We start from the raw sequence: 16,429 nt of genomic DNA, 5'->3' as shown, positions 1-16,429 counted from the left end.
GGAAGGCGCACGTACCCCTGAGGGGCGCGTGCACCCCGTCAGGGTTGGATGATCAAGGGCCAATGAAGCCAGCCCTGAAGTTGATGAGACGGTCTCAGTCAGAGTCATTGCGGCAGAAGACCACGCAGAAGTCTGCCCGGTTTCCCGTGGGGTGATGTTCCAACCCCTATCCAAGCCATTACAGCCTGGCGTTCGCTTTCTCTGCGATCCCATACCCGCACCGCCAACAGTGTTCCTTACGGTTCACCTGCCCACAGGGCAGCGATACGGGCTTACCACGTTCCCTGTCTGTCACACGACTGGGTTAGGGCCCACCTTTTCACCGGTGATCTTGAAGGCGACGTATCCCCAAGCGCTACGGAGATATCCGATCACGTACCTTTTGGTTCAAGCCTGTCAGCAGCTTTGGCTTGGCAATGCTTACGGTGTTTATCAGTGGTTCACATACGTTACCCATACCAGTCAGCCTAGCGCCTCAACCCGGCACTGCTCCGAGTCTCCGCACCTCTCCTCGCGGAGAGAATGCACCCGAGGTGGGGGCTACATTGTCAGACGGGCTTCACACACCACCGTTGCCAGTGATGCATGCCGTCGTAGGCTACCGTTGGTCGCACAACGAGTCCGCTACTGCTCCATGTAGGCGGCAGTTGGACAATGACAGACAGAGCTTCCGCTCATGTCTCCAGAGGAAGGACCGAACCAAGACGGTGAAATGACCGTTGGTCGGGAAGTTGTTACCTCCTGTTTCAAAATAAGCAGGAGGGGACCCCTGCGGGGGTCTTCTCCCCCGCTTGGGTTGGTGTGTAGAGGGCTCTCCAAAACCGGGATTGCCGGTCCTGCGGTCGTGCTACCGAGAGCTGAACGACCTTGGGTTTTGCCATCCGCCGCAGCGTTAAGTCCTTGAAGGCAGTGGACTTCTGGGTTGGTTTTGTTTCTTGGGGATGGGTACCCAAGTTTTCGGTTTCCTTTGGAAAACCACATCAAGCTGACCATACAGCTTGGTGGGAGGAGACACGCAAAACGTGTCGCACAACGCTGGGCATTATAAGCATTTTTCGCCCCTACGGGTGACCGGCCGGGGTACTGCGATGACCGCCCGCGCGGCAAGTGCGTGGGCTTTGATGACAGGGAAGGAACAGCCATGCTTGGACGCTTTGGCAAGGACGCAGGTTCACTGCTGGGGGTGGAAATTGCCTCCGATTCCATACGAATGCTGCAAGTACGCCGTCAACGGGGCCGTTGCCGGGTCGTGGGCTGGGTTCGGGAGCCCATCGACCCTCCGTTACGTGGCCCTCACCTGCTCGATGATGATGTCCGCCTGGTGGACGCTTTGCGCCATGCCCACGGGCGCTGCGCATCACGTCAACGCCGGGTTGCCCTGGCGTTACCGGCCTCGCAGGTGATCTGCAAGGTCCTGCGTTTGCCGGTTGGCGTGTGCGACTTCGACGCCGAGGCGCAGTTGCTTGAGCAGGCCGACCAGCTCTTCCCCTTCCCGCTAGATGACCTGGCCCTGGACTTTCAGGTGCTGGGGCTGTCCGCCGAGCACCCAGGGCAGGCCGATGTGCTGGTCGCCGCGTGCGGGCAAAGCCAGATCGATCCACTTGAGCAGCTGTTCGCGCGAGCCGGGCTGCAGGTCCTGGCCATGGAAGTCGACAGCATCGCCCTGTGCCGGGCCATGCCATCGATGTCGGCACGCACGACCGCTCTGTTGCAACTGGAGAGGGCCGAGGCGGTACTGCATCGGTTGCAGGCCCCCGTGCTCCCTCACCGCCAGCAGGTCGCGCTGGCATCGCCAGAAGGGTGGCTCGAGCCTGTCGAGCGCCTTTGCACGCAAGCCGCTGTCGGTGAGGTGGTGTTGGTGGGTGGAGCGGCCAATGACGTGCGGGCGTCAGCACTGGCTGAGCGCCTGGGCGTGACATGCAGAATGGCCGCCGGCTCGGATTTTTCGGGCCTGGCCAAGGGGCGCGAGGCCAATGCGCTCGATGCTTCGATGGCCCTGGCGTGCGGGCTGGCGCTCGGTGGGTTGCAATGATGTTGCGCTTGAATCTGATGCCGTGGCGCGAGCGGCGCAGGGCGCGGGATGTCCATCGCTTTCGGGTGCTGGTGATCGCCAGCCTGCTACTGGCGTTGCTGGGTGTGATGCTGCTCGATCACCTGGCACGGGCGCGCCTGGCCCGGCAGGCCGGCGTTCTCGCAGCGCAGCAGGCCGAAGGGCAGCGTATGGATGCCATCGTGGCGCAGGTCGAGCAGATACGCGCTGCGCGCGCGACCCTGCTGGTAGAGCAGAAAGAGTTGCTTGGGTTGCGCGTGCGCCAGGCGTTGCTGCCCGACCTTTTTCTGAGCTTGGAGCACGCGCTGCCAGAGGGCGCCAGGCTCACCGAGCTCAGGGCGGTCGATGGGCAGTTGCGCCTGACCGGGCAGGCGGCCTCGCCTGCAGTCGTCGCTCGATTGATGCGGGATCTGCAAGCAGCGCAGGGGCTACAGGACCTGCAACTGGTTCATCTGCGCAATCTGGAAACGGGCGACGAGTTTGTTCTGACGGCGCGCCTGGCGGTGCACGGCTCGTGAGGGGCGTCCCCCTTGCCGAGTGGCAGGTGCTGTTGCAGCGTTCGCCTGTGCTCAGGGCTGCGCTCGTGTTTGTACTGGTAATGGCGGTAATGGCGGGGGGCTATCAGGCGCGTCTGCGCGAGCTGTATGAACACCATCAAGCGAACGCCAAGCTTGAGCAGCAGATGCAGATGGCGCTTGTGGCCAAGGGTGCCCAGGCCGTTGAGCTGGGCGCGGAACGTCTGGCCCACAACGAAGACGAGCAGCGCTTGCAGCGGGAACGCTGGCGGCTGGCGGCAGGAGAGGGGGTGAGTGAGCTGCTCGACCAACTGGCAGTGTCGGGGCATGAGCACGGCTTGCAGGTCGAACGCCTCGATGTGCTGGACGCTCGCCAGTCAGGCGGGTATCGCGTGATGCCCCTGGATATCAGTGTGGTGGGGCGTTACCCGGCGCTGCGGGCATGGCTGGAGCAATGGTTGCAACAGGTGCGCTTGCTGAATGTAGCCCGGCTCGAGCTGTTGGCGGTGGACCAGCGCTCCGGGTTGGTCAGGGCGAAGCTGCAAGTGCATGCGTACGATGCTGGGCAGAAGCTGGCGGCACCGGTGTCGTTGGCGGATGAGCCTGCCCGGCGGGCGGTAACCCCCCGTCATTTCGATCCGTTCCTGGCGTGGCCACCCCAAGGTGCAATCCGAGGGATTGGCCGCGCCCCGCTGGAGCAGCTGGAAATGGTCGGCAGCCTTTCGCGGGCGGGGCAGCGCCACGCGCTGTTGCGTTCGGCCGGCCATCTGTATCGGGTCGGGGTGGGCGATCGGCTGGGGCGTGATGAAGGGGTCGTGGTGCGGATCGATGCTCATCAGGTCGAGGTGCACGAGCGGCTATATATCGCCGGTGGCTGGCAGGAGCGCTCCCGGTATCTGGTGCTCGGGAAGGGTGCCCATGGAGAAGTCAGGGATGAAGATGAAAGGGTGGTCGAGCGGGTTACTGATGGTCCTGCTGGGCTTGAAGCCGACACTGGCCCCGGCGTTTGAGCAAGAGCCCATATCGCTGAACTTCCAGGACGTGGAGGTGCGTGCAGTGCTTCAGGTCATGGCTGATTACGTGGGGATCAACCTGGTGGCCAGCGATACGGTTCAGGGCCGCATCAGCCTGCGCCTTGATGACGTACCTTGGCACCAGGCGCTGGATCTGGTGCTGCGCAGCAAAGGGCTGGGGCGGCGCCAGGAGGGTAAGGTGCTGCTGATCGCGCCGGTTGCCGAGCTTGCCGAGCAGTCGCGCGGCGCCCACCTGGAACAGGCGCTGGAGGCGCAGTTGGAACCGTTGCAGCGTGAGCTGATTCCGGTCTACCACGCCCGGGCTGCGGAGCTGGCCGAGCTGCTGCTGGCCAGCCTCGCCGATGACGGTGTCCTGGCTGGGCGCGGTAGCCTCAGCGTGGATGCACGTACCAACACCCTGGTAGTGGCGCAGCCGCCAGAACGGCTCGCCGAATTGCGCAAGCTGGTGGTGCAGCTTGATGTGCCCGTACGCCAGGTGATGATCGAGGCGCGCATCGTCGAGGCCGGCGTCGATTACGAAAAGGCGCTGGGAGTTCGCTGGGGTGGTCCTCTGTACGGGCAGAGCAGCCGGCTGGGCAGCGAGTTGTTCGTCGACCTGGGTGTGGAGCGGGGTACGTCGGGGCTGGGCGTGGGCCTGCTGCGCAGTGACATTCTGCTGGACCTGGAACTCAGCGCCATGGAAAAGAGCGGCAACGGCGAGATCATCTCGCAGCCCAAGGTGGTCACCGCCGACAAGGAGACCGCGCGCATCATCAAGGGCACCGAAGTGCCGTACCAGGAGACCACCAAGAGTGGTGCCACCTCCATCTCGTTCCGTGAGGCCTCGCTGTCACTGGAAGTGACGCCGCAGATCACGCCGGATGGCCAGGTGGTGATGGAGGTCCGGGTGACCAAGGACGAGCCGGATTACGTCAATGCCCTGAACAATGTCCCGCCGATCCGCAAGAACGAGGTCAATGCCAAGGTGCGGGTTGCCGATGGCCAGACCATTGTGATCGGTGGCGTCTACTCGACGTCGCAGAACAATGTGGTCGACAAGGTGCCATTTTTCGGCGATCTGCCGTATGTTGGGCGGCTGTTTCGACGCGATGCATTACAAGAGAAAAAATCCGAGCTGCTGGTCTTCCTGACTCCGCGTATCATGAGTGACCAGGCGATTGCTGTGAGTCGTTGATTCTGTGCGAAATTTGATACTTGTAGGGCCCATGGGCGCTGGAAAGAGCACCATCGGGCGCCTGTTGGCCAAAGAGCTGCGCCTGCTGTTCAAGGATTCCGACAAGGAAATCGAACTGCGAACTGGCGCCAACATCCCGTGGATCTTCGACAAAGAAGGCGAGCCGGGCTTTCGTGACCGTGAGCAGGCGATGATCGCCGAGCTCTGCGAGCTCGATGGCGTGGTCCTGGCCACCGGTGGCGGCGCGGTGATGCGCGATGCCAACCGCGCCGCACTGCACGCCGGAGGCCGGGTGATCTACCTGCATGCCTCGGTGGAGCAGCAGGTCGGGCGTACTGCCCGTGATCGCAACCGGCCGCTTTTGCGCACCGCCAACCCGGAAGCCACATTGCGCGCCCTGCTGGAGCTGCGCGACCCGCTCTATCGCGAGATTGCCGACATCGTGGTGGAAACCGACGAACGGCCACCGCGCATGGTGGTGCTCGATATTCTCGAGCGTTTGCATCAGTTGCCGCCCCGATAAGTCAGGACTATCCTCGGCCACCAACGCCGAGGCGGGGTTGAACGTCATCGCGCGGAGCCGCACAGCCGTCACCGCGCCCAAGCACATTGTGGGGATACATGCAGACACTTAAGGTCGACCTGGGCGAACGTAGCTACCCGATCTACATTGGCGAGGGCCTGTTGGACCAGCCCGAACTGCTGGCGCCGCACATTGCCGGGCGCCAGGTGGCCATCGTTTCCAACGAGACCGTCGCGCCCCTGTACCTCGAACGCCTGAGCAAGACCCTGGGTGCCTACAAGGTGCTGCCAGTGGTGTTGCCCGATGGCGAGGCCCACAAGAACTGGGAAACCCTGCAACTGATCTTCGATGCGTTGCTGACCGCCCGTCATGACCGCCGCACCACCGTGGTCGCCCTCGGTGGCGGTGTGATCGGCGACATGGCCGGTTTCGCTGCGGCCTGTTACCAACGCGGGGTCGACTTCATCCAGGTGCCTACCACGCTGTTGTCGCAGGTGGACTCGTCGGTGGGTGGCAAGACCGGTATCAACCACCCGCTGGGCAAGAACATGGTGGGCGCGTTCTATCAGCCCAACGCGGTACTGATCGACACCACCAGCCTCAAGACCCTGCCAGCGCGCGAACTGTCCGCCGGGCTCGCCGAAGTCATCAAGTATGGCCTGATCTGCGATGAACCTTTTCTTGGTTGGCTCGAAAACAACATCAAGGCCCTGCGCGCGCTGGACGCCAAGGCCCTGACCGAAGCCATCGCCCGGTCCTGCGCCGCCAAGGCCGCCGTGGTCGGCGCCGACGAGCGCGAATCGGGTGTGCGCGCCACGCTCAACCTGGGCCACACCTTTGGCCATGCCATCGAAACCCACATGGGTTATGGCGTCTGGTTGCATGGCGAAGCCGTGTCGGCGGGTACGGTGATGGCGCTGGAGATGTCCATGCGCCTGGGTTGGATCGATCAGTCAGCGCGTGATCGCGGTATTCGCTTGTTGCAGGACGCAGGATTGCCGGTGGTGCCACCACAGGAAATGACCCCGGCGCATTTCATGGAGCACATGGCGGTCGACAAGAAAGTGCTCGACGGGCGTCTGCGCCTGGTGCTGCTGCGCCAGATGGGCGAAGCCGTCGTCACCGACGACTATCCGACAGAGATTCTTCAGGCCACGCTGGCGGCGGATTACCGCGCGATCGTGGCCCAGCTTTGAGGTTGTGACAACGCAATGACCAGTCTGCATGCCGATGAGGCGTTCCTCGATCATTACCAGTTGAGCCACGATCCGTTCGCACCTCGTGTGCCCGGTTTCAAGTTCTTCCCCGCCCAGCGCAAACCGGTGCTGGGCCAACTGCACCACCTGGCGCGATACAGCCAGCTGATGCTGGTGGTCACGGGCCCCGTGGGCAGCGGCAAGACCCTGCTGCGCCAGGCGCTGGTGGCCAGCACCAACAAACAGTCGGTGCAAAGCGTGGTGGTCTCCGCCCGCGGTGCCTGTGACGCAGCCAGCGTGCTCGGCCAGGTGGCCCAGTCGCTCAACGTGGCGCAGCCTGAAGTGCAGGCGATCTTGTCGCAGGTGGTGCAACTGGCGCTGACCGGCCAGGAAGTCTACCTGCTGGTGGACGATGCGGAACAACTCGACGAGTCGGCACTCCAAGCCTTGCTGGAGTTGGCGGCTGGCGTTGCCGAAGGGCGCCCGCATGTGTTCCTGTTCGGCGAGCCGTCACTGATCGCCGGGCTGGATGAGCTCAATATCGATGAGGAACGTTTCCACATCATCGAGCTGGCACCCTACAGCGAGGAAGAAACCCGCGAGTATCTGGAGCAGCGCCTGGACGGTGCTGGCCGGGGTATCGACGTGTTCACCCGCGAGCAGATCGCCGACATCCACGAAAATGCCGATGGGTGGCCTGGGACCATCAACCAGGTCGCCCGCGATACCTTGATCGAAGCCATGATCGCCAGCCGTACCACGGTTAAGCGACCAACCATGGGGTTCAAAATGCCTAAGAAACACGTGCTTGCGCTGTCCGCTGTGGTCGTGGTCGCCGTTGGTGCGGCGGTCCTGATGCCGAAGAAGAGCGACAAGGCGCCGACCGAGGCGCCGAGCGCCCAGGCCCAGTTGCCGCTGGGCCAGGGTGGCAATGGCGCGCCGGCCATCGAGTTCGCCGGTTCCTCGCAGCCGATGCCGCTGCCGCTGGTCGGCCAGTCGCAGCCGGTCATGCGCGAGCCGCTGGCCCAGGCCGCTGGCATGGGTGACGGCGAAGAAGCCGGGCCTGCCGGCAACACCGCGCTGCAGCCTGCCGCGCCTTCCGCAGCGGTGCCGCCGACTTTCACCACCATCGCCCCGCCACAAGGCGCCACCGCAGGTCCGGCACCGGCACCTGCGCAACCGATCCAGCCGGTTGCGCCTGCGCAAAAACCAGTAGCAACCCAGGCGCCAAAGCCGGTTGCACCCGCCAAGCCAGCGCCGGCCCCAACCCAGGTTGCCAGCGCCAAGCCTGCAGCCAAGCCCGCCGAGAAACCGGCAGCCGGTGGCGCCGGCGGCAGCAGCTGGTATGCCGGCCAAAAGGCCGGGAACTATGTGGTGCAGATCTTCGGCACCAGCTCCGAGGCGTCGGCCCAGGCGTTCGTCAAAGAGCAGGGTGGCGACTATCGCTACTTCAAGAAAAACCTGCAGGGCAAACCCCTGTATGTGGTCACCTACGGCAACTTCGCCAGCCGTGACGCCGCCGCTGCGGCAATCAAGAACTTGCCAGCCAAGGTCCAGGCTGGTAAACCTTGGCCACGTACCGTCGGCAGCGTCCAACAAGAGCTGGCCACGGCCCGCTGACACCTTCCGGGCGGCATCACCCCCGCCGCCCAGTTGCTGAGCGACTTCTAGCTTTCGACTAGCCTGCTGCACATCAAGTGCGGCAGGCTTTTCTGTCCCAGACTGCCGGCCACAAGCCCCGTGTTGCAGTCATGGCTGAAACGCTTCAGACTCGAGCCAAGTCGCTATCACGGCGCATGGCGCAAAAACATTCAAAATTGCGACATAAATTTTCAATGGTGAGACATGAAAATTTGTGAGCATCGCTGTCGCTGTGCAACAATGGTTTTCCATGACCACCGCAAAAAAGCTGGCGTTTGATCGGCGTGGATGGTAAGTGGTTGTTAAAAAAGAGATTTGCCTCCGGTTGAGAGGTGAACCTGGTGAGAAAGTGTCTATGAAAACAGGTCTGTACCATCCCGAAGAATTCAAGGACAACTGTGGTTTTGGCCTGATCGCCCATATGACGGGCGAACCCAGCCACCACCTTCTGCAAACTGCCATGCAGGCATTGACCTGCATGACCCACCGCGGTGGCATCAATGCCGACGGCAAGACCGGTGACGGTTGCGGTCTGCTCATGCAGAAGCCCGATCAATTCCTGCGCGCCGTGGCCCAGGAGCACTTCGCCGCCGAGCTGCCCAAGCAGTACGCCGTCGGCATGGTGTTCTTCAACCAGGACCCGGTCAAAGCCCAGGCCGCTCGCGCCAACATGGACCGCGAGATCGTCAATGCCGGCCTGAAGCTGGTCGGCTGGCGCAAAGTGCCGATCGACACCAGCGTCCTGGGCCGCCTGGCCCTGGAGCGCCTGCCGCAGATCGAACAGGTGTTCATCGGCGGTGAAGGCCTGAGCGATCAGGAATTCGCCATCAAGCTGTTCAGTGCCCGTCGCCGCTCGTCCGTGGCCAACGCCCACGACGCCGACCACTACATCTGCAGCTTTTCGCACAAGACCATCATCTACAAAGGCCTGATGATGCCGCGCGATCTCGCGGCCTTCTATCCAGACCTGGGTGACGAGCGCCTGCAAACCGCGATCTGCGTGTTCCACCAGCGCTTCTCCACCAACACCCTGCCGAAGTGGCCGCTGGCCCAGCCCTTCCGCTTCCTCGCCCACAACGGCGAGATCAACACCATCACCGGCAACCGCAACTGGGCCATGGCCCGTCGCACCAAGTTCGCCAACGACCTGATCCCCGACCTCGAAGAGCTCGGCCCGCTGGTCAACCGTGTCGGTTCCGACTCCTCGAGCATGGACAACATGCTCGAGCTGATGGTCACCGGCGGCATCGACCTGTTCCGTGGCGTGCGCATGCTGGTACCGCCAGCCTGGCAGAACGTCGAGACCATGGACGCCGACCTGCGCGCCTTCTACGAATACAACTCCATGCACATGGAGCCGTGGGATGGCCCGGCCGGTATCGTCATGACCGAAGGCCGCCACGCGGTGTGCCTGCTCGACCGCAACGGCCTGCGCCCGGCGCGCTGGGTCACCACCACCAACGGCTATATCACCATCGCCTCGGAAATCGGCGTATGGGGCTACCAGCCCGAGGAAGTCCTGGCCAAGGGCCGTGTCGGCCCGGGCCAGATCCTGGCCGTGGACACCGAGACCGGCCAGATCCTCGACACCGACGCCATCGACAACCGCCTGAAGTCGCGCCACCCGTACAAGCGCTGGCTGCGTCAGCACGCCACCCGTATCCAGGCGACGCTGACCGACGACCAGGGCGCGGCCAGCTACGACGCCGACCAGCTCAAGCAATACATGAAGATGTTCCAGGTCACCTTCGAGGAGCGTGACCAGGTGCTGCGCCCACTCGGCGAGCAGGGCCAGGAAGCGGTCGGCTCGATGGGCGACGACACGCCGATGGCCGTGCTGTCCCAGCGCGTGCGTTCGCCGTACGACTTCTTCCGCCAGCAGTTCGCCCAGGTGACCAACCCGCCGATCGACCCGCTGCGCGAAGCGATCGTCATGTCCCTGGAAATCTGCCTGGGCGCCGAGCGCAACATCTTCCAGGAGTCCCCCGAGCACGCCTCGCGGGTGATCCTCAGCTCGCCGGTCATCTCGCCCGCCAAGTGGCGTTCGTTGATGAACCTGGAGCGCGAAGGTTTCGACCGCCAGCTGATCGACCTCAACTATGAGCAAAGCCTCGGCCTGGAAGCGGCCATCCGCAACATCGCCGACCAGGCCGAAGAAGCGGTGCGCAGCGGCAAGACCCAGCTGGTGCTCAGCGACCGCTACATCGCCCCGGGCAAGCTGCCGGTGCACGCTTCGCTGGCCGTCGGTGCGGTGCACCACCGCCTGACCGAACAGGGCCTGCGTTGCGACAGCAACATCCTGGTCGAGACCGCCACCGCCCGTGACCCGCACCACTTCGCCGTGCTGCTGGGCTTCGGTGCCTCGGCCGTCTACCCGTACCTGGCCTATGAAGTGCTGGCCGACCTGATCCGCACCGGCGAAGTGCTGGGCGATCTGGACGAAGTGTTCAAGTACTACCGTAAAGGCATCTCCAAGGGCCTGCTGAAGATCCTGTCGAAGATGGGCATCTCCACCATCACCTCGTACCGTGGCGCGCAGTTGTTCGAAGCCATCGGCCTGTCCGAGGAAGTGGTCGGCCTGAGCTTCAAGGGTGTGTCGAGCCGCATCAAGGGTGCGCGTTTCGAAGACCTGGAGAGCGACCAGAAGCTGCTCGCCGCCGAAGCCTGGAGCGCGCGCAGGCCGATCCAGCAAGGTGGCCTGCTCAAGTTCGTCCACGGTGGCGAGTACCACGCCTACAACCCGGACGTGGTCAACACCCTGCAGGCCGCCGTGCAGCAGGGCGACTACGCCAAGTTCAAGGAATACACCACGCTGGTCGACCAGCGCCCGGTGTCGATGATCCGCGACTTGTTGAAAGTGAAAGTGGCCGACCAGGCCCTGGCACTGGATGAAGTCGAGCCGCTGGAGGCCATCCTCAAGCGCTTCGACTCCGCCGGCATCTCCCTGGGCGCGCTGTCGCCAGAGGCTCACGAAGCCCTGGCCGAGGCCATGAACCGCCTGGGCGCGCGCTCCAACTCCGGCGAGGGCGGCGAAGACCCGGCTCGCTACGGCACCATCAAGAGCTCGAAAATCAAGCAGGTGGCCACCGGCCGCTTTGGCGTGACCCCGGAATACCTGGTCAATGCCGAAGTGCTGCAGATCAAGGTGGCCCAGGGCGCCAAGCCCGGCGAGGGCGGCCAGCTGCCCGGCGGCAAGGTCAACGGCCTGATCGCCAAGCTGCGCTATGCGGTACCCGGCGTGACCCTGATCTCGCCACCACCGCACCACGACATCTACTCGATCGAAGACCTGGCCCAGCTGATCTACGACCTCAAGCAGGTCAACCCGCAGGCCCTGGTCTCGGTCAAGCTGGTGGCCGAAGCCGGCGTGGGCACCATCGCCGCTGGCGTGGCCAAGGCCTATGCCGACCTGATCACCATCTCCGGCTACGACGGCGGCACCGGCGCTTCGCCGCTGACCTCGATCAAGTACGCCGGCGCCCCGTGGGAACTGGGTCTGGCCGAAACCCACCAGACCCTGCGCGGCAACGACCTGCGCGGCAAGGTGCGGGTACAGACCGACGGCGGCCTGAAAACCGGCCTGGACGTGATCAAGGCCGCGATCCTCGGCGCCGAGAGCTTCGGCTTCGGCACCGCGCCAATGATCGCCCTGGGCTGCAAGTACCTGCGCATCTGCCACCTGAACAACTGCGCCACCGGCGTGGCCACCCAGAACGACAAGCTGCGCAAGGATCACTACATCGGCACCGTCGACATGGTGATCAACTTCTTCACCTTCGTCGCCGAAGAGACCCGTGAGTGGCTGGCCAAGCTGGGCGTGCGCAGCCTGGGCGAGCTGATCGGCCGTACCGACCTGCTCGACGTGCTGCCGGGCGACACCGAGCGCCAGGGCCACCTCGACCTGTCGCCGCTGCTGGGCAGCTCGCACATCCCGGCCGACAAGCCGCAGTTCTGCGAAGTCGACAAGAACCCGCCGTTCGATCAGGGCGAGCTGGCCGAGAAGATGGTCGCCATGGCATTGCCTGCGATCCGCGACATGGCCGGTGGCGAGTTCAGCCTCGACATCTGCAACTGCGACCGCTCTATCGGTGCGCGCATCTCTGGCGAAATCGCCAAGCTGCACGGCAACCAGGGCATGGCCGCCGCGCCGATCACCTTCCGCTTCAAGGGCACTGCGGGCCAGAGCTTTGGCGTGTGGAACGCCGGTGGCCTGAACCTGCACCTGGAAGGCGACGCCAACGACTACGTCGGCAAGGGCATGACCGGCGGCAAGGTGACCATCGTGCCACCGGCCGGCAGCCCGTTCGAAACCCAGCACAGCGCCATTGTCGGCAACACCTGCCTGTACGGCGCCACCGGCGGCAAGCTGTTCGCCGCCGGCACCGCGGGCGAGCGCTTCGCTGTGCGTAACTCCGGCGCCCACGCTGTGGTCGAGGGCACCGGCGATCACTGCTGTGAATACATGACCGGCGGCTTTGTCTGCGTCCTGGGCAAGACCGGTTACAACTTCGGCTCTGGCATGACCGGCGGTTTCGCCTACGTGCTCGACATGGACAACAGCTTCGTCGACAAACTCAACCACGAGCTGGTGGAAATCCAGCGCATCAGTGGTGAGGCGATGGAGGCCTACCGCAGCCACCTGGCGCGTGTCCTGGGCGAGTACGTGGAAGAGACCGGCAGCGAGTGGGGGCGTGAGCTCTCGGAGAACCTGGACGATTACGTGCGGCGCTTCTGGCTGGTCAAGCCGAAGGCGGCCACGCTCAAGCAACTGCTGTCCAGCACCCGCGCCAACCCGCAGTAAAGCAGCTGCAAGTGGCGAGCCTCGAGCTGCAAGTGAAGCAGTTCGGGGTTTGCCCGGCTTAAGTGATCGTCTTGCGGCTTGCAGCTTGTAGCTTGCAGCTGCTGTTAAGAGGTTTTGAAAAATGGCTGAACGTCTGAGCAACGACTTCCAGTTCATCGAAGTGGGTCGTAAAGATCCGAAGAAAAAATTGCTGCGCCAGCGCAAGAAGGAGTTCGTCGAAATCTACGAACCTTTCAAGCCCGCGCAATCCGTGGAACAGGCACACCGCTGCCTGGGCTGCGGCAACCCCTATTGCGAGTGGAAGTGCCCGGTCCACAACTTCATCCCCAACTGGTTGAAGCTGGTCTCCGAAGGCAACATCCTCGCGGCTGCCGAACTGTCGCACCAGACCAACACCCTGCCGGAAGTGTGCGGCCGCGTGTGCCCGCAGGACCGCCTCTGCGAAGGTGCCTGCACCCTCAACGACGGCTTCGGCGCGGTGACCATCGGCTCGGTGGAGAAGTACATCACCGACACCGCTTTCGCCATGGGCTGGCGCCCGGACATGTCCAAGGTCAAACCCACCGGCAAGCGCGTCGCCATCATTGGTGCCGGCCCTGCCGGCCTGGGCTGTGCCGACGTGCTGGTGCGCGCCGGCGTGACCCCGGTGGTGTTCGACAAGAACCCCGAGATCGGTGGCCTGCTGACCTTCGGCATCCCCGAGTTCAAGCTGGAAAAGACCGTGCTGAGCAATCGCCGCGAAGTCTTCACCGGCATGGGCATCGAGTTCCGCCTGAACACCGAGGTGGGCCGTGACATCACCATGGAGCAGCTGCTCGCCGAGTACGACGCCGTCTTCATGGGCATGGGCACCTACACCTACATGAAGGGCGGCTTCCCCGGCGAAGACCTGCCTGGTGTGCACGACGCGCTGGATTTTCTGATCGCCAACGTCAACCGCAACCTGGGCTTTGAAAAGTCGCCGGAAGACTTCGTCGACATGCAGGGCAAGAAGGTCGTGGTGCTGGGCGGTGGCGACACCGCGATGGACTGCAACCGCACCTCGATCCGCCAGGGCGCCAAGGCAGTGACCTGCGCCTATCGCCGTGACGAAGCCAACATGCCGGGCTCGCGCAAAGAGGTGAAGAACGCCAAGGAAGAAGGCGTGAAGTTCCTCTACAACCGCCAGCCCATCGCCATTGTCGGTGAAGACAAGGTCGAAGGCGTGAAGGTGGTCGAGACCCGTCTCGGCGAGCCGGACGCCCGTGGCCGCCGCAGCCCCGAGCCAATCCCGGGCTCCGAAGAAATCCTCCCGGCCGATGCCGTGGTGATCGCTTTCGGCTTCCGCCCAAGCCCGGCGCCGTGGTTCGAGCAGCATGGCATCCAGATGGACAGCCAGGGCCGTGTGGTAGCGCCAGAGAAAGGCAAGTTCAAGCACCAGACCAGCAACCCGAAAGTATTTGCCGGTGGCGACATGGTGCGCGGTTCGGACCTGGTGGTGACGGCGATCTTCGAAGGCCGCACCGCTGCCGAAGGCATCCTGGACTACCTCGAAGTCTGATCCGGCCTATTCGCGGGCAAGCCCGCTCCCACAGGTCATGCGCATAACCTGTGGGAGCGGGCTTGCCCGCGATGCTTTTGTATACAAAATCGTTTGATCTGTGGCACCCAATAGACAAAACCCATGGCCATGGCCGTGCCTTTTGCGCCCGCGTCTGAGAAAATGCCCGCACTTTTTTTCCGGATGCCGACATGACTGCCCTGAAGAACGATCGTTTCCTGCGTGCACTGCTCAAGCAACCCGTAGACGTCACCCCGGTGTGGATGATGCGCCAAGCCGGCCGCTACCTGCCGGAGTACCGCGCCAGCCGCGCCAAGGCCGGCGACTTCATGAGCCTGTGCATGAACCCGCAGTTCGCCTGCGAGGTCACAATGCAGCCGCTGGACCGCTACCCGCTGGACGCGGCGATCCTCTTCTCGGACATCCTCACCATCCCCGATGCCATGGGCCTGGGCCTGTACTTCGAAACCGGCGAAGGCCCGCGTTTCAAGAAGGTCATCAGCACCCCTGCCGACATCGAGGCGCTGCCGATCCCCGACCCGCAGAAAGACCTGGGCTACGTGATGGACGCGGTCAGCACCATCCGCCGCGAGCTCAACGGCCGCGTGCCGCTGATCGGTTTCTCCGGCAGCCCCTGGACCCTGGCCACCTACATGGTCGAAGGCGGCTCGTCGAAAGACTTCCGCAAGACCAAGGCCATGGCCTATGACAACCCGCAAGCCCTGCACCTGCTGCTGGACAAGCTGGCCCAGTCGGTCACCAGCTACCTCAACGGCCAGATCCTCGCCGGTGCCCAGGCCGTGCAGATCTTCGACACCTGGGGTGGCAACCTGTCGGCGGCGGCCTACCAGGAGTTCTCCCTGGCCTACATGCGCAAGATCGTCAGCGGCCTGATCCGCGAGCACGAAGGGCGCAAGGTGCCGGTCATTCTCTTCACCAAGAACGGCGGCCTGTGGCTGGAAAGCATCGCCGAGGCCGGTGCCGACGCGCTGGGCCTGGACTGGACCTGCGAGATCGGCGACGCCCGCCGCCGCGTCGGTGACAAGGTGGCCCTGCAGGGCAACATGGACCCGACCGTGCTGTACGCCAAGCCCGAGGCCATCCGCAAAGAAGTGGCGCGCATCCTCGCCAGCTACGGCAAGGGCAGCGGCCATGTGTTCAACCTGGGCCACGGCATCACCCCGGAAGTGGACCCGGAGCACGCTGGCGTGTTCATCAACGCCGTGCACGAGCTTTCGGCGCAGTACCACCAGTAATCGGTGGTGAATGAAAAGCCCGGCCAAGTGCCGGGCTTTTTGTTGGATTAAGTTTCAATTCAGTGATCGTCGTTAATCTGCTGCCATCAAAACGCAAACAGGACCCGATCACCATGAAAGCCAAATACCTCGCCCTGATCCTCGCCCCGCTGTTCAGCACCGCCGCCCTGGCCACCACCTACACCGGCCCCGGCGCCCAGGCCGTGACCACCGTCGCCGCCGCCAAGGAAGCCGCCGACGACACTCCGGTGGTGCTGCAAGGGTTCGTGACCAAGAAGATCAACAACGACGACCGCTACGAGTTCAAGGACAACACCGGCACCATCACCGTCGAGATCGACAACGAAGACCTGCCGCCAACGCCGTTCAACGACAAGACCAAGGTCAAGCTGACCGGCGAGGTGGAGAAGCACCTGATGAGCCGCGAGGTGGATGTGGATATCGTCGAGATCATCAACTGATCCGAGGGCCTTATCGCCGGCAAGCCGGCTCCCACAAGGGATCGCATAACCCTGTGGGAGCCGGCTTGCCGGCGATTGGGCTGCATAGCAGCCCCACTCAGGCCGTCTTCGGCGCCAACCTGCTCAAATGCAGCGCCACCAGCAACGCCACCACCAGCAAGCTGCCAATGAACAACCCCACCCCCTCCCACCCGGCGTCGTCGCTGTACCTGTTCTGCTACTACGCCGGGTCGAGTGT

At 63.7% G+C, this 16,429-nt stretch carries 11 protein-coding genes and 1 pseudogene; 11 read left to right on the top strand and 1 reads right to left on the bottom strand.

Features of this window, described 5'->3' with window-relative positions; all coding sequences use genetic code 11:
• Window positions 1-1,141 precede the first annotated feature (1,141 nt).
• The 11 genes from pilM (at window position 1,142) to L6D77_RS16940 (ending at window position 16,191) form a co-directional block, all read left to right on the top strand.
• Window positions 1,142-2,032, top strand: coding sequence for a type IV pilus biogenesis protein PilM (gene pilM / locus L6D77_RS16990; RefSeq protein ID WP_236170098.1), 891 nt, complete (start codon window positions 1,142-1,144; stop codon window positions 2,030-2,032).
• Window positions 2,029-2,568: a PilN domain-containing protein gene (locus L6D77_RS16985; protein WP_232882967.1), complete on the top strand. Its 540-nt coding sequence runs from the start codon at window positions 2,029-2,031 to the stop codon at window positions 2,566-2,568. Before pilM ends, L6D77_RS16985 begins: the two co-directional genes overlap by 4 nt.
• Window positions 2,569-2,633: 65 nt before the next feature.
• The gene (locus tag L6D77_RS16980; RefSeq protein WP_232882966.1) at window positions 2,634-3,575 is read left to right on the top strand and encodes a pilus assembly protein PilP; all 942 of its coding nucleotides are present in this window, start codon (window positions 2,634-2,636) and stop codon (window positions 3,573-3,575) included.
• Window positions 3,505-4,773 carry a type IV pilus secretin PilQ gene (locus tag L6D77_RS16975; protein WP_373870594.1) on the top strand — a complete coding sequence of 423 codons (1,269 nt, stop codon included), beginning with the start codon at window positions 3,505-3,507 and terminating at the stop codon, window positions 4,771-4,773. The genes L6D77_RS16980 and L6D77_RS16975 overlap by 71 nt, the downstream gene beginning before the upstream one ends.
• 4 nt (window positions 4,774-4,777) lie before the next feature.
• The gene (aroK, locus tag L6D77_RS16970) at window positions 4,778-5,296 is read left to right on the top strand and encodes a shikimate kinase AroK (protein ID WP_232882965.1); all 519 of its coding nucleotides are present in this window, start codon (window positions 4,778-4,780) and stop codon (window positions 5,294-5,296) included.
• A 98-nt stretch (window positions 5,297-5,394) separates the two neighbouring features.
• The gene (aroB, locus tag L6D77_RS16965) at window positions 5,395-6,492 is read left to right on the top strand and encodes a 3-dehydroquinate synthase (protein WP_232882964.1); all 1,098 of its coding nucleotides are present in this window, start codon (window positions 5,395-5,397) and stop codon (window positions 6,490-6,492) included.
• Window positions 6,493-6,507: 15 nt separating this feature from the next.
• Entirely contained in the window at window positions 6,508-8,112 is a 1,605-nt protein-coding gene (locus tag L6D77_RS16960) for an AAA family ATPase (RefSeq protein WP_232882963.1), read from the top strand.
• 376 nt (window positions 8,113-8,488) lie between these two features.
• A complete protein-coding gene (gene gltB, locus L6D77_RS16955) occupies window positions 8,489-12,934 on the top strand; it encodes a glutamate synthase large subunit (RefSeq protein ID WP_232882962.1) in 4,446 nt (1,481 codons plus the stop codon).
• Window positions 12,935-13,055: 121 nt separating this feature from the next.
• Window positions 13,056-14,474, top strand: coding sequence for an FAD-dependent oxidoreductase (locus L6D77_RS16950; RefSeq protein ID WP_232882961.1), 1,419 nt, complete (start codon window positions 13,056-13,058; stop codon window positions 14,472-14,474).
• A gap of 191 nt (window positions 14,475-14,665) precedes the next feature.
• Window positions 14,666-15,730 carry a uroporphyrinogen decarboxylase gene (hemE, locus tag L6D77_RS16945; protein WP_232882960.1) on the top strand — a complete coding sequence of 355 codons (1,065 nt, stop codon included), beginning with the start codon at window positions 14,666-14,668 and terminating at the stop codon, window positions 15,728-15,730.
• A 113-nt stretch (window positions 15,731-15,843) separates the two neighbouring features.
• A complete protein-coding gene (locus tag L6D77_RS16940; RefSeq protein WP_232882959.1) occupies window positions 15,844-16,191 on the top strand; it encodes a YgiW/YdeI family stress tolerance OB fold protein in 348 nt (115 codons plus the stop codon).
• Between the two features lie 97 nt (window positions 16,192-16,288).
• Here the strand turns inward: L6D77_RS16940 and L6D77_RS16935 are convergent.
• Window positions 16,289-16,384: pseudogene (locus L6D77_RS16935) on the bottom strand (hypothetical protein); the annotation flags it as partial.
• Between the last annotated feature and the right edge of the window lie 45 nt (window positions 16,385-16,429).

It is taken from the genome of Pseudomonas parasichuanensis, assembly GCF_021601385.1.
GTDB lineage: Bacteria > Pseudomonadota > Gammaproteobacteria > Pseudomonadales > Pseudomonadaceae > Aquipseudomonas > Aquipseudomonas parasichuanensis.
Note: the sequence above shows the minus strand (reverse complement) of the source record. Positions and strands in the feature narration are given on the sequence as shown.

What these genes read in the sequence shown, in the direction of transcription:
- L6D77_RS16960 (WP_232882963.1), top strand. Translation starts at nt 6,508, where the DNA reads ATGACCAGTCTGCATGCCGATGAGGCGTTCCTCGATCATTACCAGTTG.
- L6D77_RS16985 (WP_232882967.1), top strand. Translation starts at nt 2,029, where the DNA reads ATGATGTTGCGCTTGAATCTGATGCCGTGGCGCGAGCGGCGCAGGGCG.
- pilM (WP_236170098.1), top strand. Translation starts at nt 1,142, where the DNA reads ATGCTTGGACGCTTTGGCAAGGACGCAGGTTCACTGCTGGGGGTGGAA.
- gltB (WP_232882962.1), top strand. Translation starts at nt 8,489, where the DNA reads ATGAAAACAGGTCTGTACCATCCCGAAGAATTCAAGGACAACTGTGGT.
- hemE (WP_232882960.1), top strand. Translation starts at nt 14,666, where the DNA reads ATGACTGCCCTGAAGAACGATCGTTTCCTGCGTGCACTGCTCAAGCAA.
- L6D77_RS16940 (WP_232882959.1), top strand. Translation starts at nt 15,844, where the DNA reads ATGAAAGCCAAATACCTCGCCCTGATCCTCGCCCCGCTGTTCAGCACC.
- L6D77_RS16975 (WP_373870594.1), top strand. Translation starts at nt 3,505, where the DNA reads ATGAAAGGGTGGTCGAGCGGGTTACTGATGGTCCTGCTGGGCTTGAAG.
- L6D77_RS16950 (WP_232882961.1), top strand. Translation starts at nt 13,056, where the DNA reads ATGGCTGAACGTCTGAGCAACGACTTCCAGTTCATCGAAGTGGGTCGT.
- aroB (WP_232882964.1), top strand. Translation starts at nt 5,395, where the DNA reads ATGCAGACACTTAAGGTCGACCTGGGCGAACGTAGCTACCCGATCTAC.